Here is a 23353-nt window from a genome sequence, read left to right on the forward strand (position 1 = left end):
TTGATCATGACGGTTCCTCAAACAACAAACGTTCTTCTTCCCGACTATGGATGGCATTGACAACCAGAAGCGCGTGGAACTGCTGAAGAACTTCAGGCGTAAGCCCTTCTTCACGGATCATGGCTTTGAGCTCTTTTACAATGATTCGGAGCAGATCATGATCCCGTGTAAGTTTGACGACAGCCTCCTGCAGTTCCGGTTTTTTCTCGACCATTTCCTGATAGAATCCTTCCTCTTCTGCATCAGCATGGCTAAGAATGCGGGTTTCCCAATATTCGATCAAGTGGTCGGCAGCCTGGCGCGCCACCTTGAATTCTTTTGCTTCGAGTAATTCCTCTACTTCTCTCGTCTTATCTAGAGCGCCAGATAGCCCGCCTTGATGAATGGCATGATGAGCATGCAGTTGACGTAAAGAAGGTCCTCCCATAACAGTTCATCCTTTCTTTGTACCCTTTTTTAGTACAGTATAGCATAAGAAAATAGCGTTATTTTTCCGGTTAGGATTTTCCCCCCTAAGGAAAAGGGAACTCCCTAATTGGTTCAATTTCATATAATACTTAGAATGAAGTTAGAAGATAAAACTCAATCTTGGGGGAATGGATGATGAATCGATTAACCGAAATAACAGACATAAAAAAGATTGTGAAAAAAGGATCAAGGGTTTGAAGGGGATGAGCAGATACATACCCAATCAACATGGAGCTTGGGCCATGCTCATTCTTCCATTTTTATTCGGTTTAGCTGCTTCTCGAGGAGAACTCATTCATATCCCCCTATTTGTGTGCTGGTTTTTTATCTACTTATTCAGTTTTCCTGTCCTCCAATGGATCAAAACAGGCAGCAGTGAAAGATACCGCAAACCCGCCGTTGTATACGGAGTGATATTACTTCCTTTGTTAATTTCACTGATATGGTTTGAGCCTGCCTTGATCTGGTATGGAGCTCTTTTATTGCTCTTTTTTATGGCTAATATTTATTTTGCAAAAACGAAAAATGAACGTGCTTTACTTAATGACATTGTTGCAATTCTACTCTTTTGTTCTTTTATATACCCTGTTATTTATATGGGGGGAGGAGAGGATTGGGGAGTAGCAACAGAGCTATTCTTACTTTTGGTGCTTTACTTTATCGGAACTGCTTTGTATGTCAAAACGATCATTCGTGAAAGAAAAAATATACGTTACCATTATGCTTCCGTCATCTATCATTTGGTGATTTTGTTGTTTGCTACTTGCTTAAAGTTACCTCTGTTTATTCCTTTTTTGATTTTTTTGATACGGGCCATATGGCTTCCTAAACTCGGATTAAAGGCAAAACAAGTTGGCATGGCGGAAATTGGATTTTCAATGATGCTCTATGTTTTTGTGTTGTTTTTATACTTCTAAAAGGAGAGACATCAATGATATCTTTGAAAACGCCGCGTGATTATCATACTGATCCGTTTATAGTCATCTGGGAGGTTACACGAGCTTGTGCTTTAAAGTGTCTTCACTGTAGAGCGGAAGCTCAGTACAAACCTGATCCTCGCCAGCTGACACTAGAAGAAGGTAAGAAGCTGATAGATCAAATCGCTGAAATGAATCATCCGTTGGTTGTGTTCACAGGCGGAGATCCTTTGATGCGTCCTGATCTGTTTGAACTGGCTCGATATGCAATTGAAGAGAAAAATCTGTCGGTTTCGATGACCCCCAGTGCCACACCTAAAGTGACACGAGCAGCGGTAGAAAAAGCAAAGCAAGTTGGGTTATCTCGGTGGGCTTTTAGTCTGGACGGTTCATGTGCAGACATTCACGATCATTTTCGGGGTACGGTGGGTTCTTACGATACAACCATGCGAGGAATTGGTTATTTAAAGGAACTGAATATCCCTATTCAAGTGAACACTACGGTGTCCCGGTACAACCTCCATGATCTGGAGCAAATTGCAGAAAGGGTAAAGGAAATGCAGGCCGTGTTATGGAGTTTATTTTTCCTTGTTCCAACCGGACGTGGCATGGAGAAAGATATGATTACTCCTGATGAGCATGAAGCCGTAATGAAATGGTTGTATCAAATACAGCAACAGATGCCGTACGGTGTGAAGGCTACAGAAGCTCCCCACTACCGGAGGGTCGTACTGCAGCAAAAGCACAAAGCAGGTGAGAGCAGTGTAGCAGACGGACAAAAGAGGGCAGATGTTTTAGGACGTGCTCCTAAAGGCGTAAATGATGGAGATGGATTTGTTTTTATTAGTCATATCGGAGAAGTATACCCGAGCGGTTTTCTGCCTCTTATGTGCGGGAATGTACGAAACGATAGCCTGGCAGATATTTATCGCAACTCTCCGATCATGATGAATCTTAGAGATAAGTCCCTACTTAAAGGTAAATGTGGAATCTGTGAATTCAAGGCCATCTGTGGGGGCTCCAGAGCAAGGGCTTTTGCAATAACAGGAGACTATTTGGAGAGTGACCCTTATTGCGCTTATATACCCGGGGTTGGAGAGGAAAAGTGTTTTCATGAAAAAAAGTTCTAAAAAAGTCGTTATTCTCGGTGGAGGAATAAGTGGTTTAAGTGCTGCCTTTTATGTGAAAAAGCTGGCTGAGGATCGGCAGCTTGAAGTGGAGATTACACTGGTGGAGAAAAGTGAACGTCTGGGAGGAAAGCTGCAAACCGTTCGCCAAAACGATTTTATGATCGAAAAAGGACCGGATGCTTTCTTGGCCAGAAAGACGGCAATATTGGATCTGACCATGGAGTTGGGGCTGGAAGCAGAGCTGGTATCGACAAACCCGAAAGCCAAATCTGCTTGCATTTTGCATAAGGGCAAACTTCATACGATGCCGATGGGCTTCATTCTGGGCATCCCAACAAAGCTGACCCCTTTCATTCGGACAGGACTTATTTCTCCACTGGGAAAAGCACGGGCAGCCCTGGATTTAATCATTCCGGCGAAGAAAGGTGATGCGGACGAATCTCTAGGTGATTTTATCAAACGGCGTCTTGGCAAAGAAGTTCTGGACCAGATTACAGAACCTCTGCTGTCTGGAATTTACGCTGGGGATACTCATTCTCTGAGCCTTATGTCAACTTTCCCTCAATTTAAACTAATGGAACAAAAGCATGGAAGTTTGATTAAGGGTATGTCTAAAGGGGCGGGGAAAAAGCCAGCAGTACAAGACAAACTGCCGGATATCGCTAAGAAAAGTATGTTTCTTTCTTATCGGCTAGGATTATCTACGATCGTGGAGCGGCTAAAGGAAAGGCTGGATACCGTACGTTTTGTTATGGGGCAAGGTGTAGTTGAAGTAAGGAAGGAAAGCGGTTATCAGGTCATTTTAGAACACGGACAAAAAATAGATGCGGATGCGGTGATCTGCGCTGTTCCAGCTTTTGAAGCGGCTACATTATTTTCCGGCGTTGCAAGTGCTAGCTGGTTACACAAGATTCACTATGTTTCTGTAGCCAATATTGCTCTTGCTTATAAAAACACAGATCTTAATTTTGCTTTTGAGGGAACGGGATTTCTAGTCCCTCGCAAAGAAGGCAAAAAGATTACGGCATGTACTTGGTCTTCGACGAAGTGGAGCCATACTGCTCCTGAAGGATATACGCTTTTACGGACCTACATCGGACATGCAGGCGCACAGGATTGGATTCAGATGACAGACGATCAACTTGTGGATGCCGCGCGCAAAGATTTGAAAGATTTAATGGGCCTGGAAGCGGAACCGGAATTCGTTGAAGTCAGTAGGTGTGATCGATCGATGCCGCAATATCCGATTGGACACAAAGAGCATATGGCGAAGATGAGACAGGACTTCGCACAGTATTTACCGGGTGTTTTTCTATGCGGTGCCGGCTATGGGGGCGTTGGAATTCCAGATTGTATCGCTCAAGGGAAAGAAGCGGCTGAACAGTTGCTTTCTGATTTGTTATAATCAGGCTCTTTCCACTAGTGAAAGAGGGAACCCCCTGATTGGTTCGGGTTTAAGGGAGACGTAGAATGAACGTTGAGTATAAAATCGAAGTAAAATGGAGGAATGGAAGATGAGCCAGTTAACGGAAGAAACATGGGTGGCGGACATCGTGAAAGCAGTACCCAAAACGGGAGATCTGTTCCGCAAACTGAGAATTGATTTCTGCTGTGGAGGGGAAATATCGCTCCGTGAAGCAGCAGCCAATCGAGGCCTCCACGCTGGTGAACTGCTGACGCAGATACATGAAGTGGAAGAAAAGCAGGCACAGCATAAGCAATTGCAACCTCCTTCACTCGAACCAAAAGAACTAATCGCCTATATTCAAAATGAGTATCATACGAAGCTTCGGGAAGAACTATCGGCCTTAACGCCGTATGTAACCAAACTAACGCGGGTTCACGGTGAACGTTATTCGCATCTCAAGCGAGTTAATGAACTGTTCACCTTGCTTAAACAGGAATTATCGGAACATATTCAAAATGAGGAGGACCTTGTGTTTCCGATGATTGAAGCATTTTTACAAGAATCAACAGTGGAACGAGCAGATGAGTTGAATCCAATTTTGTCCAAGTTGCAAGACGAACATCAAACGGTGGTGGAATTCCTGAAGGAAATGCGCTTGATCACAAACGGCTTTGAGCCGATGCAGGAAGCTTGTGGTACGCACCGACTCGTATTGAAGCGGTTAGAAGACCTGGAAGCAGATATTTTTAATCATATTCTACTTGAAAATTGTACACTGATCGAACGTACGAGACAGGCACAGCTAATAGCGAAACCGATTAATTGATGATGAACTAACATGAGGAGCCGAACCAAATGCATAAATTAATTAAAAGTAGCACTGTTTTCGTTTTGGTTATGTCCATCATTTTATTATTATCAGGATGCGGTACGAAACAACAACTAGATTCAAATGTTGGCAGTGCGGATCAGAACGGATCTTCCAGCCAGACATCTTCGAAAACGGCTGAAACTATTGAGCTTACCATATCCGCAGCAGCAAGTTTAACGGATGCGCTCAAAGAAATTCAGCATTCATACGAATCAACCCATACAGGCATCAAATTGAATTTTAACTTCGGCGGCTCTGGTGCGTTGGAAAAACAAATTGAGCAAGGAGCGCCGTCGGATTTGTTTTTGTCCGCTTCGACCAAAAACATGAAGTCCCTTGTTGATCAGCAGTTAATAGATACGAAAAAACAAAAAACGTGGCTGACGAACGAATTGGTCGCGGTTATCCCTGCAGACGGGACGATGAACATCGCGAGTGTAACCGATTTAACAAAAAAAGAAGTGAAGAAAGTTGCGATCGGAATTCCTGAAAGTGTTCCAGCGGGTAACTACGCACAGGAAGCGCTGACGAAAGCGAAGCTTTGGGACACGTTACAGAGCAAGCTGGTTCAAGCGAAAGACGTTAGACAAGTGCTGCAATATGTGGAAACTGGGAATGCAGATGTCGGATTTGTATATAAAACAGATGCATTGACTTCACAAAAGGCAAAAATCGCCTTTGAGGTGAATCCCAAAACCTATTCACTTGTTGAGTATCCAATCGGGATTGTCAAAGCTACAAAGCACATTCAAGAAGCCGAAGACTTTTATGCATACTTACAATCGCAAGAATCTCTGAATATTATGGATAAGTATGGATTTACCATACCGAAGTGAGCATGCAAGATATAGATTGGAATGAATATTGGCCTCCTATCCGATTATCGTTGCAGGTTGCACTGTTATCCAGCATTCTGGTAATCATATTAGGCTTGCTTGTGGCATGGTCAATGTCGCGATTAGGATTATTTAAAGGGAAAACGGTCGTTGAAACCATGCTTATGCTGCCTTTGGTACTCCCACCGACGGTTGTTGGTTTTTTACTGCTCATATTACTTGGACGAAAAAGCGGGTTCGGACGGTTTGTGGAGCAATGGTTTGGCGAGCCTATTATATTCTCGTGGTGGGCAGGGGTTATAGCAGCGGTGGTAGTAGCTTTTCCTCTAGTCTATCGGACGCTGAGAATGGGATTGTCTTCTGTTGACCGGGACTTGGAAAACGCGGGACGTTCGATGGGTGCAAGTGAATGGCAGGTTTTTCGATACATCACCTTCCCTTTAATTTTCCCTTCTTTTAAAGCTGCCTTCATACTCGGTTTTGCCCGCGGCCTGGGCGAATTTGGTGCTACGCTGATGATTGCCGGAAATATTCCGGGTAAAACACAAACGATTCCGACGGCCATTTATATTGCAGTGGATGCTGGTCATCTTCCTATGGCGTGGGCGTGGACATGCTCTATCATACTCATTTCTTTTATCATGCTCCTGTTAACAGGTCAAAAGAACAATTAATTACTTCATACAAGCTTCCCTTTAGCAGGGGGAGGCTTTTTTGTATCTTTCCATAGAACGAGGGATTTCCTGTAGCGCTATAGGACATTCCCTAATGGGAACAGAGATGAATGAATTACATAATGAGAGTAAGCGAATGAGTCTTCCCTTGGAACTTGCGTTGGGATGATTCTTTCTAAAAAGGAGTGTTGGTCATCGATGAAAAAGAAATACAACCTCAACTTTTTTAAACCGATCGAAAGCTATTCGGGAAATTGGTCAATCCTTGAGGAAAAAAATAGAGAATGGGAAAACGTGTACCGTCAGCGTTGGTCTCATGACAAAGTGGTTCGGACGACTCACGGAGTGAACTGCACCGGTTCCTGTAGTTGGAAGGTTTTTGTCAAAAACGGCATCATTACCTGGGAAAATCAACAGATCGATTATCCTTCCTGCGGTGTAGATATGCCAGAATTTGAACCGCGGGGATGCCCGCGTGGGGCTACATTTTCCTGGTATGAATACAGTCCATTACGCGTGAAATATCCTTATATGCGCGGTAAGCTGTTGCGGCTTTGGCAGGCGGCCATCCAGGAGCATGCCAATCCGGTGGAAGCATGGGCAAGCATTGTGGAAGATCCGGAGAAAGCCAAGCTCTACAAATCAGCTCGCGGAAAAGGCGGTCATGTCCGTGTCACTTGGGACGATGTCCTGCGTCTGATCTCGGCACAACTCATCTATACCATTCGTAAATACGGTCCTGACCGGATCGCGGGCTTTACGCCAATCCCGGCGATGTCAATGATAAGCTACGCTTCAGGAGCTCGATTCATTTCGCTACTGGGTGGGCAGATGTTGAGTTTTTATGACTGGTATGCCGATCTTCCTCCTTCATCTCCTCAAATTTGGGGTGAGCAGACGGATGTACCGGAATCTTCTGATTGGTACAATGCGGGTTACCTGATTATGTGGGGATCGAACGTACCGCTTACCCGGACGCCAGACGCTCATTTTATGACGGAAGTACGATATAAGGGAACAAAAGTCGTATCAGTGGCTCCCGACTTGGCGGAGAATGTGAAGTTCGCTGACAACTGGCTTGCCCCAAATCCGGGTACAGATGCTGCCGTAGCCCAGGCTATGACGCATGTTATTTTGGATGAGTTTTACAAAGAGCGTCAAGAACCGATGTTTATTAACTATGCCAAACAATATACGGATATGCCGTTTATGATTCTGCTTGATCCACACGAGGGAGCCTGGAAAGGTGGACGTTTTCTACGGGCGAGTGACCTGGGGGATGCTTCGCCGCATGCGGACTGGAAGCCGGTCATATATGACGAAGCGGCGGGGGAAATGCTGGTCCCGAACGGTACGATGGGACAGCGCTGGGAGCAGGATAAGAAATGGAACCTGATTCTGGAACGGGAAGATGGAACAAAGGTTGAGCCCGCGCTCACTGTGGAAGGTCATGGCGAGCAATGGGAAGAAATTGTATTCCCTTACTTTGATAACGCCGGTAATGGAACGTTCAAACGTGTAATTCCGGCCCAAAAAGTACGCTTGGCAGATGGCTCGGAACGTTACGTAGCAACTGTGTACGATTTGATGATGAGCCAGTACGGTGTCGCACGCAATGACAGCCCTCATAACGCCAAAAATTATTACGACGAAGCTTCGCATTATACCCCTGCCTGGCAGGAGAAGATCACAGGTGTGAAGGCGTCTGTTGTGGTACAGATTGCTCGGGAATTTGCCCAAAATGCTATCGATACTAAAGGTCGCTCCATGATTATTATGGGTGCGGGTATCAACCACTGGTTCAATAGTGACACGATCTATCGGTCCATCTTGAATCTTGTCGTGTTGACTGCTTCCCAAGGTGTAAACGGTGGAGGCTGGGCGCATTATGTGGGTCAAGAAAAGCTCCGCCCAATCGAAGGCTGGTCAACGATTGCTTTTGCAAAAGACTGGCAAGGGGCGGCTCGGCAGCAAAATGCTACATCGTTTTTCTACTTTGCAACAGAGCAGTGGCGTTACGAAGAAAGTGGAACAGACACCTTGAAGTCACCGATTGGCGGGGATGTCAGTTACAGACATCCAGCAGACTACAACGTGCTCGCAGCACGTCTGGGTTGGCTGCCTTCTTATCCACAGTTTAATAAAAACAGTCTGCTGTTCGCCGAAGAGGCTGCACAATTAGGCAAGAAGTCCAACGAGGACATCATCAATCATTCTGTGGAAGAGATTAAATCACGTAAGACACGCTTCGCTGTAGAAGATCCTGGGGCAGCCGAGAACTTCCCGCGTTCACTCTTTGTTTGGCGGTCAAATCTGATTTCCAGTTCGGCGAAGGGACAAGAGTATTTCATGAAACATTTACTCGGAGCATCTGATGCCTTGCTTGCCCGGCCGAACGAAGAACAGAAACCTGAGGAAATTGTCTGGAGAGAAGATGTAGAAGGAAAGCTTGATTTGATGGTTGCACTTGATTTCCGGATGACAACAACTCCATTGTACGCGGACATCGTGCTTCCGGCGGCAACCTGGTACGAAAAAACAGACTTGTCGTCAACAGACATGCATCCTTTCGTGCATCCGTTTAATCCGGCTGTTAACCCTCTGTGGGAATCTCGCGCGGACTGGGATATTTACCGCCAGCTTTCCGAAGTCTTCTCGGATATGGCTAAAGAGTACCTGCCAGGCATATATAAAGACCTTGTGACTGCGCCGCTTGCACACGATAGTATAGGCGAAATTTCACAGCCCATGGGTCTTGTAAAGGATTGGACGAAGGGCGAGATTGAAGCGACTCCGGGTAAAACCATGCCGAATTTCAGCATCATCGAACGCGATTATACTAAAATTCACGATAAATTTATCTCACTCGGTCCGAATTTGACTAGTGGGAAAGCAGGTGCGCATGGCGTCAGCTTCTCCGTAGCGGACGAATATGAGGAAATGAAAAAGTTGAACGGAGTTTATTACGATGAATCCATTAAAGACGGGCTGCCCAAAATCCAGACAGCTCGCCAAGTAGCCAATGCAATTCTTCACCTTTCATCCGCGACTAATGGACGGGTGTCGCAAAAGGCTTATGAGCAGGCAGAAGAGCTTCACGGTGTGGAACTCAAAGATATCTCGGCCGATCGGGCAGCGGAAAGGATCACTTTCCAAAGTATAACGGCACAGCCACGGGAAGTTATACCGACACCAGTATTCACTGGATCGAACAAGAAGGGACGCCGTTATTCACCATTTACAACGAATATTGAACGTCTCGTTCCGTTTCGTACTTTGACGGGAAGACAGCATTTCTATATTGATCATGAGATTTTCCAACAATTTGGGGAATCATTGCCGATCTACAAACCGACGCTGCCGCCAATGGTGTTCGGCCCTCGCGATCGGGAAATAAAAGGCGGGCAAGATTCACTCGTGCTCCGTTATCTGACACCGCACGGTAAATGGAATATTCACTCCACCTACCAGGATAACCAGCACATGCTTACACTGTTTCGCGGAGGTCCTACGGTGTGGATCAACAACGAAGACGCAGAGGCACACGATCTTGCCGACAATGACTGGGTAGAGGTATACAACCGTAACGGCGTCGTAACGGCCCGGACTGTTGTCAGCCACCGGATGCCAAGAGGAACGATGTTCATGTACCATGCTCAGGATAAGCACATTCAAGTGCCAGGCTCCGAAATCACGGATACACGCGGCGGTAGTCATAACGCACCTACAAGAATTCATCTCAAACCAACCCAGATGGTCGGTGGATATGCTCAGCTTAGTTATGGATTCAACTATTATGGTCCGATCGGCAACCAGCGTGATGTGTACGTTGCGGTACGTAAAATGAAGGAGGTTAACTGGCTTGAAGATTAAAGCTCAAATTGCCATGGTCATGAACCTGGATAAGTGTATTGGCTGTCATACGTGCAGCGTGACCTGTAAAACAACCTGGACGAACCGCAAAGGTGCGGAATATATGTGGTTTAACAATGTGGAAACCAAACCGGGTATCGGTTATCCGAAGCGCTGGGAAGATCAGGAATTATATAAAGGGGGCTGGCAGCTCCGCAAAGGGAAACTGGAACTGAAGTCAGGCAACAAGCTGTCCAAGATAGCACTGGGTAAGATTTTTTACAATCCAGACATGCCGGAAATGAAAGATTATTATGAGCCCTGGACTTATAATTACGAGCAACTGACCAACGCTGGCGAACAGAAGCATTCACCTGTGGCACGCGCGCATTCTGCGGTAACGGGTGAAAAAATGGATTTGGAATGGGGTCCAAACTGGGAAGATGATCTGGCGGGTGCGCATGTAACGGGTCCGCTTGATCCAAATATTCAGAAAATCGAAGAAGAGATTAAATTTAACTTTGAGAAGTCTTTCATGGTTTATCTCCCACGGCTTTGCGAACATTGCCTAAATCCAAGCTGTGTCGCGTCATGTCCTTCGGGCGCCATGTACAAACGGGACGAGGACGGAATCGTGCTCGTGGATCAGGAAGCCTGCCGTGGCTGGCGGTATTGCATGACGGGCTGCCCATACAAAAAAGTGTACTTTAACTGGCAGACGAACAAAGCGGAAAAATGTACCTTCTGTTTCCCACGTGTGGAAGCCGGCCTGCCGACAGTCTGCTCCGAGACATGTACAGGACGAATTCGCTACCTCGGCGTTATGCTGTATGACGCGGATCGAGTGCTTGAGGCCGCTTCTACGCAGGATGAGAAAGAGCTTTATAAAGCGCAATGCGACCTGTTCATGGATCCAAGTGATCCGGCAGTGATTGCTCAAGCGAGAAAAGACGGTATCTCGGAGGACTGGATTGAAGCAGCGCAGAACTCGCCGGTCTACAAGCTTGCTATTGAGCACAAGCTGGCATTCCCGCTTCATCCGGAATACCGCACATTACCTATGGTCTGGTATGTGCCACCACTTAGTCCGATCATGAATTACTTTGAAGGGAAAGACTCGATTGAGAATCCCGATATGATCTTTCCGGCTATCGAAGAGATGCGCACCCCTATTCAGTACCTTGCCAATATGCTGACAGCGGGCGACACGCAAACTGTGAAGGAATCCTTGCAGCGAATGGCTATGATGCGCTCCTATATGCGTGCCCAGTCCACAGGACAATCTTTCGATGAAAGCCGTCTTGAGCGCATCGGCATGACACCGCGGCAGACTGAGCAGATGTATCGACTTCTGGCGATTGCCAAGTATGAGGATCGTTTCGTCATTCCGACATCGCATAAAGAAGGATATTCGAATCCGTACCGGGCTCAAGGATCTGCTGGTTACGGCGATACCATGGGAAACATGGGTTCTGGCTCTGGATGTGATGGCTGTAGTATGGCAAGTTCGATGGGGATGGAAGAGCCTTTGAAAACGGGCAAAGAAATGTATGAAGAAAACTTCTACGGGGGTATTTGGCGTGATTAATGTAGCGAAGTTGTATGAATGCAAGCCATCATTCGGGTTTTTCGCTCAGCAACTCATGTACCCAGAAAAGCTGGATTTTCATCCGGCTTTTCTGGAAGCATCGTTTGATCCGAACCATCCGGCATATACGTATGCGAACACCTACTGGTCCCTTATGCAAGAGTTCAGTATGGAAGAGATTCAGGAAATGTATACGGAAACCTTTGATTTTCAAAAGAATTGTGCACTATATATGACTTACTTTAAATTCGAAGATGCAAAAGAACGGGGACAAATGTTGGTCAAGTTAAAGGTGCTATATGAGATGTACGGTCTTGAAATGCCAGATGGAGAGCTGCCAGATTACCTTCCGCTCATGTGTGAATTTCTGTATGCCGCCGAATGGGCGCAAGATCCGAAGACGACAGAAAACTTCCGCATGCCAATCGCGATCCTGGAAGACGGCACATATCATTTGCTTAAAGCGCTGGAAAAAATGGAAAGCCCGTATTTTCATCTGGTGAAGGGACTGCGCGAAACGCTTAAAGCTTGCGTAGAACAGGAGGCGGCCGCGCAATGATGATGCTAGAGCAGTTTTTATGGGTCATTTTCCCTTATATGTGCGTGGTCGTCTTTATTGTAGGCCATATTTTCCGCTACAGAAACGACCAGTTCAATTGGACAGCGAAATCAAGTGAGTTTATTGAAAAAAAACAATTGATGATCGGAAGCCTCTTGTTCCACCTGGGTATCATCCCGGTTATTATGGGGCATGTGTCCGGTCTGGGCATACCGAAAACCTGGATGCATGCACTGGGTGTAAATGATCATCTGTATCATATTGGGGCAGTTTATATTGGTGGTATATTCGGAGCCATGACGTTCCTCGGTATGTTGATTCTCACCTCTCGCCGTTTTACAATACGCAATGTGCGCCGTTTAAGTACAGCGTCTGATTTGATCGTAAACGTATTGCTTTTGGCCATTGTATGCATGGGGATGTTTGCGACTCTCGTAACGAATGCGGTACAGCCAGAATTCGATTATCGAGAGACGATCTCAATCTGGTTCCGCGGTTTATTCATATTCCGTGTCGACCCGACACTGATGAGAGACGTACCGATGTCCTTCAAGCTTCATATCCTTATGGCCTTTGCGATTTTTGCATTCTGGCCGTTTACCCGGCTTGTACATGTGTGGAGTGTTCCGTTGAATTATGTGCGTAGAAGTTATATCCTTTACAGAAGACATAAATCGAATTAGGAAAGCGGGCTCTGCCTTCTTTCCTAATTCTATTAGGAGAGAGCGATGAATAATAGGATGGATTATCAAAGGGAGCTTGAGCGAATACGCGAACATTTCGGTTATGATTTCATGGCGCTTGCTCTGGTTGAACCGGCCGAATATCAATACGTAATTAAATGGAAAAATGCAGCCGGTAATTTAAATGATCGCTTTAAGCGAATTGTACTGCAATCCGGAAAGGGCATAGCAGGAGTCGTGTTCAAAACTGGGAAATCCGTTTTCATTCCATCTGTTCATCAATATGTGGGGGCAGACAACCTGTTTAACTACCCGATCGTTCAATCCGAGAAGCTCAAGAGTCTCGGGGCTGTTCCCCTATGGAATGATGCTCGCGTCGCGGGCGTACTGCTTGGTGGATTTCGGGAAGAACTGCTGATGACCGCAGCCATGATGCGTGATTTGGAAGCTTTGGCGCATAGGGGATTTGGAGAGTTGAACGGGAAGGAAGTGATGTAATTGACATTATCTGTAGGGACTGGCTCTTTGAATGCGCTAATGGTGAAGTTGTTTGAGAACAGTACAGAAGCCATTTTCTTTTTTGATGGGCAAGGGAACACCCTAGCTATGAACCCGGCAGCGGAGGAGATTGTGAGCGATGACGTCCTCATTCAACTCTATGAAGGGAAGGAAAAAGCTTTGTGTGGAACATGCAGGGGCTATACAAGCGAAACGGAGCCCCGTACCTGCCTTGATTGTTATTTCAATATGCCAGAATCCAAGGATTTCGCTTCTTTTCAGGTTTATCTGGAAACAAAGAGCAACGGAATGATCCCCTATGCCGCTTCTTTTCACACCATTGATTCTGAACATGGAACAAGGGTGTTGATGTTGAGGGACTTGACTCCGCAATTTCAGACGCAGGAAAAATTGTATCAAAACAAAATGATGAAGCATGTCATTGAAGCGCAGGAAAATGAGCGTAAACGGCTTTCCAGGGAACTGCACGACAGCGTCGCCCAGGAATTGATGAGTGCGGTTGTTGAGCTGCGGGTGTTAAAATACATGACGAATGATGAACAGCTCATCAAAAACATGAAGCAGACTGAAGCATCCATGACGCGATTGCTGGATGATATCCGCAACCTGTCTGTGGAACTACGCCCCGCCACACTTGATGATTTTGGGCTTGAAGCGGCATTTCGTTCCCACTTTAAGAGGGTTGAACAAAGCTTTGGTCTTGTCGTTGAATTTGTGTCGGATCTTCCCCAAAAGCGATATGGAAGTGAAAAGGAAACGGTCATTTACCGTGTCTGCCAGGAGGCTGTTCTCAATGCCTTGAAGTATGCCCAGGTAGATATGGTTAAAGTTTCTTTGTCTGAGCACGATCATACGCTTCGTTTGACTGTAGAGGACGATGGGGTTGGCTTTGAAAAGGGGAGCAATCCTATTGGAACGGGACTTGGTTTATATGGCATGCAGGAGAGAGCAGAACTGGTAGGTGGAAGTTTTGGCGTTCTTTCAAATGTTGGTCAAGGAACCAAAGTATTTTTAAAAATTCCGATTGGACATGAGGAGGAGTAAAGACGTGATCAAAATTGTGTTAGCGGATGACCATGCAATTGTACGGAGCGGATTTTCCATGATTTTGAACTTCCAATCGGATATGGAGGTTGTTGGAACGGCTGCAGACGGCATTGAAGCGTATACAATGGTAGCTAAATATCGTCCAGATATTCTGATCATGGACCTCAGCATGCCCCCAGGCGAGAGTGGATTGATCGCCACAGGCAAGATTAAAGAGGACCACCCTGATACTAAAATTCTGATTCTGACCATGCATGACGATGAAGAATATCTTTTTCATATTTTGAAGAATGGTGCTTCAGGGTATGTTTTGAAAAATGCTCCAGATGAGGAGCTATTACTTGCCATACGAACCATTCATGGGGGTGGGACTTATATCCATCCTAAAATGGCTACTTCTCTCGTTCGTGAGTTCATCAAAAAAGATACAACGTCACAATCAGAAGATCCTTATGAGATCCTGTCCAAGCGGGAACTGGAGATTCTGCCTCTGGTCGCAAAAGGTTACGGTAACAAGGAAGTTGCGGAAAAGCTGTTCATCTCTGTCAAGACGGTGGAAGCGAACAAAGCGAAAATCATGGAAAAATTGAATTTAAGAAGCCGGCCTGAACTGGTCCAATATGCATTAAAGAAAAAAATGCTGGATTTTTAGCCGATGAATGGAGGAAATCCGCGTGCTGGAAAATGAGAAACTGCGCTTTTCCAAACCTGCCATGCGTATTCTTGAAAATGAGCATCGATATCTAACCTATCTGATGGATGAATGGCATGCCATTGTATTGTGGTTTGAGCAGCACAGAATACTAGATTTGGAAGAAGGCCGCAAGCAACTGGAAAAACTGAGAATGCAGATTATCGACTTTAGGGTACCCCTCAAGAAACATACCGAAAAGGAAGAAGAACACTTCTTTTCTATGCTAGGAACCTACATTGGTTTTGAGCAGGGACCGCTCGTCGGTATACAGGAGGAGCACCGTGAAATAGAGGGCTATATCGATCATTTTCTTTATCAAACGGAGGGCGATCTGAGTTTGCTCACGCTTGATGACATTCAAGAGGCAGCCAAGAACGCGGGAGAGGCGTTCGAAGTGCTGACTGTACATTTTATAAAAGAAGAAACTGTACTTTTTCCTATGGCAGAGCAACAGATCAATCGGAATGATCTAACCAAGTTATGTGACAAATTAAATACACTTATCTCTTAAAAAGACCAAGTCGCTTCTTATAGAAGCGGCTTTTTATATTTTCAGGGAGTCCCCTGTCAGGTAAAGGGGAGTCCCCTATATTCGAACAGATCGACTAGCGGCTACAATGGGGACATAAATTCAAATCAATAATTCGACAGAAAAAACGTTGAAAAGGTGAGTTAAATGATTAGAAAAATGCAGTTGCCGCTACAAACATTGAACTTGATTCTTGGATTCATGGTATGGGTTATCATTTCTTCTCTTATGCCGTTCATTACGGAGGATATTGCTATTCCACCCGGAAAATTGGCCATGGTTACGGCGATTCCGGTCGTGCTTGGATCGATTCTGCGCATTCCGCTTGGTTATTATGCCAACATCGTTGGAGCAAGAATCGTTTTTCTCGTTAGCTTTATTTTGCTTTTGTTTCCCGTCTACTACATTAGTGAAGCTTCTACGATGACGGATTTAATTATCGGTGGCTTGTTCCTTGGGATTGGAGGAGCTGTGTTCTCGGTTGGGGTGACTTCGCTACCGAAGTATTATCCAAAGGAAAAACATGGGTTTGTAAATGGAATGTATGGTATAGGGAATTTGGGAACAGCCGTCACTACCTTCTCGGCCCCTATTGTGGCTACACAAATTGGCTGGGCCCTTACAGTGAAGCTGTATCTCATTCTGCTGCTTGTTTTTATCGTTTTGAATTTCTTCTTAGGGGATCGTCATGAAGCTAAAGTAAAGACGCCTATTATGGAACAGATCAAAGGGGTTTACAAAAATGAAAAGCTTTGGTTTTTCTCGCTCTTTTATTTTATTACATTTGGCTCATTTGTAGCGTTTACGGTGTACTTGCCGAATTTCCTGGTATCGAATTTTGAGCTGGCTAAAGTGGATGCAGGGATGCGTACAGCAGGCTTTATTGCGATTGCCACATTCTTCCGTCCCATCGGTGGCTGGCTGGCGGATCGGTTTCAGCCCCTGTTCCTGCTGGTAGGCACGTTCACAGTTTATACGGTCGCTGCGATTCTTTTGGCTTTTTCACCAGGGATTACCCTGTATACAGTAGGCTGCTTGGCGATCGCTGTAAGTGCTGGAGTGGGGAACGGCGTCATTTTCAAGCTAGTTCCATTTTATTTTAATAAACAAGCAGGTATAGTTAACGGAATTGTATCCATGATGGGCGGTCTCGGTGGCTTTTTCCCTCCGATCCTGTTATCGACGATTCATGCCGCTACTGGCCAATATTCCATTGGATTCATGCTCCTCTCCCAAGTGGCGCTGGCTAGCCTGATCCTCGTCATATGGCTGTATTATCAAGGGACAAAATCTAATGAATGAACGTTATTCCAGACAGATCTTATTTAGACCCATTGGTGGCGAAGGGCAGCGTAATCTATCCGCTGCTGTCGTCACCATTATCGGTTGCGGGGCACTGGGTTCCGCCATTGCCGAAACATTGGTAAGAGCGGGCGTTGGAGAGCTGCATCTTGTTGACCGGGATTATGTAGAGGTGTCGAATCTGCAACGTCAGCAGTTGTTTACGGAGCAGGACGCTGCGGAAATGCAGCCCAAGGTCATGGCAGCCGAAAAAAGGCTGAAAGCCATACGAGAAGACGTGGGGTTGCACACATATCTCGATAACTTGGATGCCGAGCTTGTTCAAGAACTTGCCAGCAAAAGTATATTGCTAATGGATGCTACGGACAATTTCGAAACTCGTCTACTTATCAACGATGCTGCACTGAAGACAGGAATTCCATGGATTTACGGAGCTTGTGTTGGAAGCACAGGCGTTGTTTTTCCATTCGTGCCGGGAGAGTCTGCTTGTTTACGCTGCCTCCTGCCATCATTGCCTGCGATCAATCAGACCTGCGATACGGCTGGAATCATCTCACCCGCAGTCCAGGTGACAGCTGCCCTCCAATGTGCAGAAGCCATGAAGTGGCTGAGCGGCAGACGTGATAAGATGCGCCGCAAGGTTCATCTTTTTGATCTATGGGAGAATACGCAGATGGACATAGGGATTTCCCGCATCCGTAACCAAGATTGTCCAACCTGTGGAGAGCATCCAACGTTTCCTGCACTGACAGCATCACGTCGCTCGGCGTATGCGGCTCTGTGCGGACGGAACGTGGTACAGGTTCTTCCAGACCCACAACGTCCGATCACGCTCGATGATGCAGAGAAAATGGGCAGGCTTATAGCAGATCGTGTAAAAAGAACCCCTTATTTCGTTGAATTTTATGCTTTTAAGCATCGAATGATTTTATTCAAAAACGGAAGGCTTCTCATACACGGTGTACGGAGTGTTGCCAACGGTCAAAAACTATATCATCAGCTGTTCGGTTAAATGAGATGTAGATACAAAAAGCAGAAACATTTAAAAGAGTCTGTCACCGGAGAGTGGCTTGTCCGGTGGCTGGAAGGTGGAAAAGATGAGTGTATTTGAAATCGTAACGGAGCCCATTATCCCGCAGGCTTATGCGGATTATGTCCTAAGGCCGGAAGCAGGAGCGGTGACTATTTTTACAGGGCACGTACGAGAATGGACTCAAGGCGTACGGACCTTATACCTTGCTTATGAGGCCTATGTCCCCATGGCCCAAAAAAAACTCACAGAGATTGGTCGCGAAATCGAACAGAAATGGGAAGGGACGCGAGTGGCAATCGCGCACCGCATTGGCGAGCTTCAAATCGGTGATATCGCCGTTGTCATTGCCGTTTCTTCACCTCACCGTTCGGATGCGTATGAGGCAAATGAATACGCGATCGAACGAATTAAAGAAATAGTTCCTATTTGGAAACGAGAGATTTGGGAAGATGGAACGCAGTGGGTCGGAGGTCAAAAGAAAAAGCCGGGGGAGATCAGTCATGATTAAGCTGTACTACTTTGCAGGACTCCGTGAGGTGACGGGAAAAACAGAAGAATTGGCAGATTTGGCGGGCCAAACGGTAGGCGATTTATCCAATTGGATAACAGATCAATATCCAGATATGCCAATCCAGTCTGTGCGAATTGCGATAAACGAAGAGTATGCGTTGTCTACGGATGTATTACAGGATGGAGACATTGCAGCCTTCATTCCCCCAGTCAGCGGCGGCTAATGATAACGATGTTAAACAACTAGAAAGGAGGGGGCGTATGAATTTTCATCCACTGAAAGACAAGTTGCAGCGGCCCATTCGTGATTTGCGTATATCGGTTACAGACCGCTGCAATTTCCGCTGTTCCTATTGCATGCCTAAAGAAATTTTCGGTGACGATTACGCCTTTCTTCCCCAAAATGAATGTCTGTCGTTTGAAGAGATTCACCGGCTGACGAAGCTCTTTGTATCCCTGGGCGTAAAAAAGATCCGACTCACGGGCGGTGAACCATTAATGCGCAGGAATCTATCCGACCTGGTCTCCCAAATCCTGTCCATTGACGGAGTGGAAGATGTCGGCTTGACCACCAACGGTGTGCTACTAGGACAGCAGGCTAAGCCTCTCTATGACGCGGGGCTACGACGGCTTAATGTCAGTCTGGACGCTCTCGACCCCGAGCTATTTGGGCGGTTGAATGGCCGGGGGATTAAACCTGATGTTATTTTGAAACAGATCGAATATGCAAGAGAAATCGGCTTTAAAATCAAGATCAATATGGTAGTTCAAAAAGGTGTTAATGACTCGGAGATTTTGCCGATGGCTGCTTATTTTAAGGAGCAGGGAATAACCCTTCGCTTTATCGAGTTTATGGATGTAGGTAATGACAACGGATGGAGCTTCAAAAAAGTACTAACCAAAAAAGAAATCGTTGAACGACTTAAGAATGCGTACGAGCTGGAGCCGATGGATCGGGATTACTTTGGAGAAGTGGCAAAGCGTTATCGTTATAAAGACAGCGACGCACAGATTGGTTTTATTACTTCGGTTTCTGAATCGTTTTGTTCGTCTTGTACACGTGCCCGCTTATCGTGCGATGGTAAGTTTTATACATGTTTGTTTGCTTCAGGCGGATTTGATTTACGCCAGATGCTTCGCAACGGGGCGAATGACCAGGAATTGCTCGATGTGATTACTTCAGTATGGGAACAACGCACAGATCGGTATTCCGATGAACGTACGGAGCAGACAGCCAACAACAAAAAAAAGATTAACATGTCCTACATTGGCGGCTGACATTTTACACCATGATAGTGTGCTGTATTTGATGTGGTTGCTCCGAAAAAGAAAGCGCAAACATTTTTGTTGGCAAAACTTAAATTCGATGTTATTATGATTTTGGGATTGTTACTGAAAAGGCAAAACCCGAGGCATGGAATTCAATTTCCATGTGTTGGGTTTTGCCTTTTCTTTTTAGAATACGAGCTTTACGATATCCTGCATGATATGAATATCTGCCCAGCCATAACGCAGAAAGGTGAGTGATATAAAGCCTTACAAGTGCTGAACAACAAAGATGATGACGTCGACCAACGAATCGACATCCGAAAAATGATGTCATGGGACGTGGTTAACCGACTATATCCATTTTCAGAACGGAATATCAGATCGGTTTGGGAGCACTCAAGATCAATGATGGAAAACGTAAGGCTTGTGTCTCTTATTATGAATGCGTTTTCATAACATAAAGTTGTAAATCAATACATTTGAATTTGATTTACGACGAAGATTTGATCGGCTATTACCGTCTTGTGACCTATCTGAAATTTCGCCCAGCATCTAAATCCTTTTTTAAATTTGATGGGATAAGGGGGGCAGTTAGATGATCATAACGAAGATATTTAATAACAACGCCATAATAGCCAAAGATCAAAAAAGAGATGAATTTGTTGTTATGGGTCGTGGTATTGCATTCAAAAAGAGTGCAGGCGAACAAGTAGAAGAGCATCTAATTGAAAAGGTCTTTGTGCTTAAACATAAAGATGCTTCAGAGAAATTCAAGTTATTGTTAGAGGATGTTCCATCAGAATATGTTTCGTTATGCTATGACATCATTGAATATGGAAAAAGCATATTAGAAGCACAATTGAGTGATTATATATATGTTTCGCTTACGGATCACATGAACAATGCATTTAAAATGTTTGATGAAGGGTTTAAAAATGCAAATCCGTTAATTTGGGAGATCAAAAAATTTTATCCCAAAGAATTTGCGGTTGGCTTAAAAGCACTGGAGTTTATTGAAGAAGAAACAGACAAACGATTGTCAGAAGATGAAGCAGGTAATATTGCTCTTCATTTAATCAACGCTCAAGTAAACAGCTCCTACAACAAGGTAGCAGACGTTGCTCAGCAAACTCAAAAAATACACGACATCTTGAATATTATTAAATACTCTTATAATACCACCATAGATGAACACTCGATCAGTTATGAGCGATTTATTACACATTTAAGATTCTTCTTTCAGCGATTAAATAAAAAAGAAAAAGTAGAACTGGAAGACGATTTTTTGTGGAGGCAAGTGAAAGCAAAGTACAAAAAGGCCTATGGGTGCATGCTGAAGATTGAGAAATACTTGGATACGGTATTGTCAGATGAGGAGAAGCTGTATATAACGATTCATATTCAGCGTGTGACCCAAAGACAAAATTGAATAACCCTTGGATTGTTACTGGTAATGCAGGCGAAACCAACCTAGATCGAATTTGATCTATTTGGTTTCGCCTTTTTTTATAAATACAAATAAAGGGGAAGTTACAATGAAGTATGAGACATTAGCAAAAGACATCATCAGAAATGTCGGCGGCAAAGAAAATGTGAATAGTCTAACTCATTGTATTACACGCTTGCGCTTCAAACTAAAAGATGAAAGTAAAGCCAATACAGAGGTTTTGAAAAATATGGATGGTGTTGTCACTGTGGTAAAGAGTGGCGGGCAATACCAGGTTGTTATAGGTAACCATGTACCTGAGGTTTATGCTGAAGTTACTGCTGTAGGCGGTTTTCAGACAGGAGATTCAGAAGAAGCCTCAGGTGAAAAAGCGAGTTTGTTCAATAGATTCATTGATACCATTTCAGGTGTATTTACACCCACGTTGGGTGTCTTAAGTGCCACGGGTATGATTAAGGGCTTCACTGCCTTATTTGTAGCTTTGGGCTGGCTGGCCACTACATCGGGTACCTATCAAATTCTCAATGCTTTAGGTGATTGTTTGTTCTACTTCTTTCCTATTTTCCTGGGGTATACGTCAGCTAAAAAGTTCAATGCCAACATTTTTATAGGTATGGCTATAGGTGCATCGCTTGTATACCCGACATTTAGCACGATAACAGCTTCGGGCAAACCACTATACACTCTATTTAGCGGGACTATATTTGAGTCACCAGTATATATCACCTTCTTAGGTATTCCGGTCATTCTGATGAGTTATGCGTCAACCGTTCTTCCGATTATCATATCCACCTATGTAGGCTCAAAAATAGAAAACTTCTTTAAAAAGGTAATCCCTAGCGTCGTGAGAACATTTTTGGTTCCGTTTTTCACATTGTTAGTTATTGTACCCTTAGCATTGATTGTGATTGGACCTCTCTCGACTTGGGCAGGTCAACTGCTTGGGGCAGCAACCCTCTTTGTGTATAACTTAAGTCCAATTATTGAAGGCATAATCATGGGCGCTTTCTGGCAAGTGTTTGTTATCTTTGGATTACACTGGGGACTTGTTCCTATCGCTATGAACAACTTAGCAGTGCTTAAATTCGATCCCATTCTTGCGGCTACGCTGGGAGCTTCCTTTGCTCAGACAGGCGTCGTACTGGCGATTTTGTTTAAAACCAAAAATGTAAAACTAAGATCACTTTCCATTCCAGCTGTCATCTCCGGGATTTTTGGTGTGACAGAACCAGCGATTTACGGGATTACATTACCACGTAAGAAACCATTTATTTTAAGCTGTATAGCATCTGCAGTAGGCGGCGGTATTATAGGAATGATGGGAACTAAAGGCTACATCATTGGTGGATTGGGTATTTTCGCTATCCCGAGCTATATCAGTCCGGCAGGAATAGACAACGGATTTTATGGGGCTGTTATCGGTATTCTGGTAAGCTTTGTATTAGGTTTCTTGCTTATGTTCTTTGGCGGATTTAAAGATGATGAAGTGAAAGAAGCAAAAAAGGAAGACAGCACACCAGGTGCAGCCAAAGGAGAAGTTTTAGTAAAACAAGAGACGGTGATGAGTCCATTAAAAGGTGAAGTGAAGTCTTTATCTGAAGTAACAGATGAAGCCTTTTCGACAGGTGCTCTGGGTAAAGGGATTGCCATTGAACCTTCTGAAGGTAAGGTCGTTTCACCTGTAGATGGTGTATTAACATCATTATTTTCGTCAGGTCATGCGATTGGAATTACAAGTGACCACGGTGTTGAGGTCCTCATCCATGTAGGCAAAGATACGGTCAAATTAAAAGGAAAACATTTTTATCCTAAAGTGAAACAGGGAGATGCTGTTAAAAAAGGCCAGCTGCTTATGGAGTTTGATATGGAAGCTATAAAAGAGGCTGGTTATGTTTTGACCACACCTATTATCGTTGCCAATACTACGAATTACCTGGATGTCATTGAAACAGAGAAGAAGGCAATTGAGTATCAAGAGGATTTATTGACCGTCGTAGTCTGATCTTAATTAAATGTT

General features: G+C 44.8%; 22 protein-coding genes. 21 read left to right on the plus strand and 1 reads right to left on the minus strand.

Annotated features, from left to right (window positions below):
* Window positions 1–4 precede the first annotated feature (4 nt).
* Window positions 5–427, minus strand: a complete 423-nt coding sequence (locus tag NLX73_RS01095) for a hemerythrin domain-containing protein (RefSeq protein ID WP_025718091.1) — start codon at window positions 425–427, stop codon at window positions 5–7.
* A gap of 169 nt (window positions 428–596) precedes the next feature.
* On the opposite strand from NLX73_RS01095, the gene NLX73_RS01100 reads away from it, so the two are divergent.
* The 21 genes from NLX73_RS01100 (at window position 597) to NLX73_RS01200 (ending at window position 23338) form a co-directional block, all read left to right on the plus strand.
* Window positions 597–1385, plus strand: a complete 789-nt coding sequence (locus tag NLX73_RS01100) for a YwiC-like family protein (RefSeq protein ID WP_254325148.1) — start codon at window positions 597–599, stop codon at window positions 1383–1385.
* Window positions 1386–1399: 14 nt separating this feature from the next.
* Window positions 1400–2515 carry a TIGR04053 family radical SAM/SPASM domain-containing protein gene (locus NLX73_RS01105; RefSeq protein WP_254325149.1) on the plus strand — a complete coding sequence of 372 codons (1116 nt, stop codon included), beginning with the start codon at window positions 1400–1402 and terminating at the stop codon, window positions 2513–2515.
* A complete protein-coding gene (hemG, locus tag NLX73_RS01110) occupies window positions 2499–3920 on the plus strand; it encodes a protoporphyrinogen oxidase (protein WP_254325150.1) in 1422 nt (473 codons plus the stop codon). The genes NLX73_RS01105 and hemG overlap by 17 nt, the downstream gene beginning before the upstream one ends.
* 109 nt (window positions 3921–4029) lie before the next feature.
* Entirely contained in the window at window positions 4030–4749 is a 720-nt protein-coding gene (ric, locus tag NLX73_RS01115) for an iron-sulfur cluster repair di-iron protein (RefSeq protein ID WP_254325151.1), read from the plus strand.
* A gap of 29 nt (window positions 4750–4778) precedes the next feature.
* Window positions 4779–5630 carry a molybdate ABC transporter substrate-binding protein gene (modA, locus tag NLX73_RS01120; RefSeq protein WP_254325152.1) on the plus strand — a complete coding sequence of 284 codons (852 nt, stop codon included), beginning with the start codon at window positions 4779–4781 and terminating at the stop codon, window positions 5628–5630.
* On the plus strand, window positions 5627–6304 hold the full coding sequence (modB, locus tag NLX73_RS01125; RefSeq protein ID WP_254325153.1) for a molybdate ABC transporter permease subunit: 678 nt from the start codon (window positions 5627–5629) through the stop codon (window positions 6302–6304). Before modA ends, modB begins: the two co-directional genes overlap by 4 nt.
* A 198-nt stretch (window positions 6305–6502) precedes the next feature.
* The gene (locus tag NLX73_RS01130) at window positions 6503–10177 is read left to right on the plus strand and encodes a nitrate reductase subunit alpha (RefSeq protein ID WP_254325154.1); all 3675 of its coding nucleotides are present in this window, start codon (window positions 6503–6505) and stop codon (window positions 10175–10177) included.
* Window positions 10167–11744, plus strand: a complete 1578-nt coding sequence (gene narH, locus NLX73_RS01135; RefSeq protein ID WP_028542275.1) for a nitrate reductase subunit beta — start codon at window positions 10167–10169, stop codon at window positions 11742–11744. The genes NLX73_RS01130 and narH overlap by 11 nt, the downstream gene beginning before the upstream one ends.
* Window positions 11737–12303, plus strand: a complete 567-nt coding sequence (gene narJ / locus NLX73_RS01140; protein WP_039274409.1) for a nitrate reductase molybdenum cofactor assembly chaperone — start codon at window positions 11737–11739, stop codon at window positions 12301–12303. Before narH ends, narJ begins: the two co-directional genes overlap by 8 nt.
* The gene (gene narI / locus NLX73_RS01145) at window positions 12303–12986 is read left to right on the plus strand and encodes a respiratory nitrate reductase subunit gamma (RefSeq protein ID WP_081330765.1); all 684 of its coding nucleotides are present in this window, start codon (window positions 12303–12305) and stop codon (window positions 12984–12986) included. The genes narJ and narI overlap by 1 nt, the downstream gene beginning before the upstream one ends.
* 45 nt (window positions 12987–13031) lie before the next feature.
* Window positions 13032–13484 (plus strand): GAF domain-containing protein, encoded by a 453-nt coding sequence (locus NLX73_RS01150; RefSeq protein WP_029515512.1) that lies wholly within the window; start codon window positions 13032–13034, stop codon window positions 13482–13484.
* Entirely contained in the window at window positions 13485–14549 is a 1065-nt protein-coding gene (locus NLX73_RS01155) for a PAS domain-containing sensor histidine kinase (protein ID WP_039274412.1), read from the plus strand.
* Between the two features lie 7 nt (window positions 14550–14556).
* Complete coding sequence (locus NLX73_RS01160; RefSeq protein WP_023989699.1) at window positions 14557–15204, plus strand: response regulator transcription factor; 648 nt, start codon at window positions 14557–14559, stop codon at window positions 15202–15204.
* A gap of 22 nt (window positions 15205–15226) precedes the next feature.
* Window positions 15227–15757, plus strand: coding sequence for a hemerythrin domain-containing protein (locus NLX73_RS01165; protein WP_254325155.1), 531 nt, complete (start codon window positions 15227–15229; stop codon window positions 15755–15757).
* A gap of 165 nt (window positions 15758–15922) precedes the next feature.
* Window positions 15923–17077 carry a nitrate/nitrite transporter gene (locus tag NLX73_RS01170; protein ID WP_103049478.1) on the plus strand — a complete coding sequence of 385 codons (1155 nt, stop codon included), beginning with the start codon at window positions 15923–15925 and terminating at the stop codon, window positions 17075–17077.
* Complete coding sequence (locus NLX73_RS01175; protein ID WP_254325156.1) at window positions 17070–18089, plus strand: ThiF family adenylyltransferase; 1020 nt, start codon at window positions 17070–17072, stop codon at window positions 18087–18089. Before NLX73_RS01170 ends, NLX73_RS01175 begins: the two co-directional genes overlap by 8 nt.
* An 85-nt stretch (window positions 18090–18174) precedes the next feature.
* Window positions 18175–18618 (plus strand): molybdenum cofactor biosynthesis protein MoaE, encoded by a 444-nt coding sequence (locus tag NLX73_RS01180; RefSeq protein WP_039274531.1) that lies wholly within the window; start codon window positions 18175–18177, stop codon window positions 18616–18618.
* Entirely contained in the window at window positions 18611–18844 is a 234-nt protein-coding gene (locus tag NLX73_RS01185) for a MoaD/ThiS family protein (protein WP_069290094.1), read from the plus strand. Before NLX73_RS01180 ends, NLX73_RS01185 begins: the two co-directional genes overlap by 8 nt.
* A 37-nt stretch (window positions 18845–18881) precedes the next feature.
* Window positions 18882–19898 carry a GTP 3',8-cyclase MoaA gene (gene moaA, locus NLX73_RS01190; protein ID WP_254325157.1) on the plus strand — a complete coding sequence of 339 codons (1017 nt, stop codon included), beginning with the start codon at window positions 18882–18884 and terminating at the stop codon, window positions 19896–19898.
* 586 nt (window positions 19899–20484) lie between these two features.
* A complete protein-coding gene (gene licT, locus NLX73_RS01195; protein ID WP_069290091.1) occupies window positions 20485–21318 on the plus strand; it encodes a BglG family transcription antiterminator LicT in 834 nt (277 codons plus the stop codon).
* Between the two features lie 106 nt (window positions 21319–21424).
* Complete coding sequence (locus NLX73_RS01200; protein ID WP_254325158.1) at window positions 21425–23338, plus strand: beta-glucoside-specific PTS transporter subunit IIABC; 1914 nt, start codon at window positions 21425–21427, stop codon at window positions 23336–23338.
* The last annotated feature ends 15 nt before the right edge of the window (window positions 23339–23353 follow it).

The sequence above is a fragment of the Paenibacillus sp. CH40 genome (assembly GCF_024213605.1).
Classification (GTDB): Bacteria; Bacillota; Bacilli; order Paenibacillales; family Paenibacillaceae; genus Paenibacillus; species Paenibacillus polymyxa_B.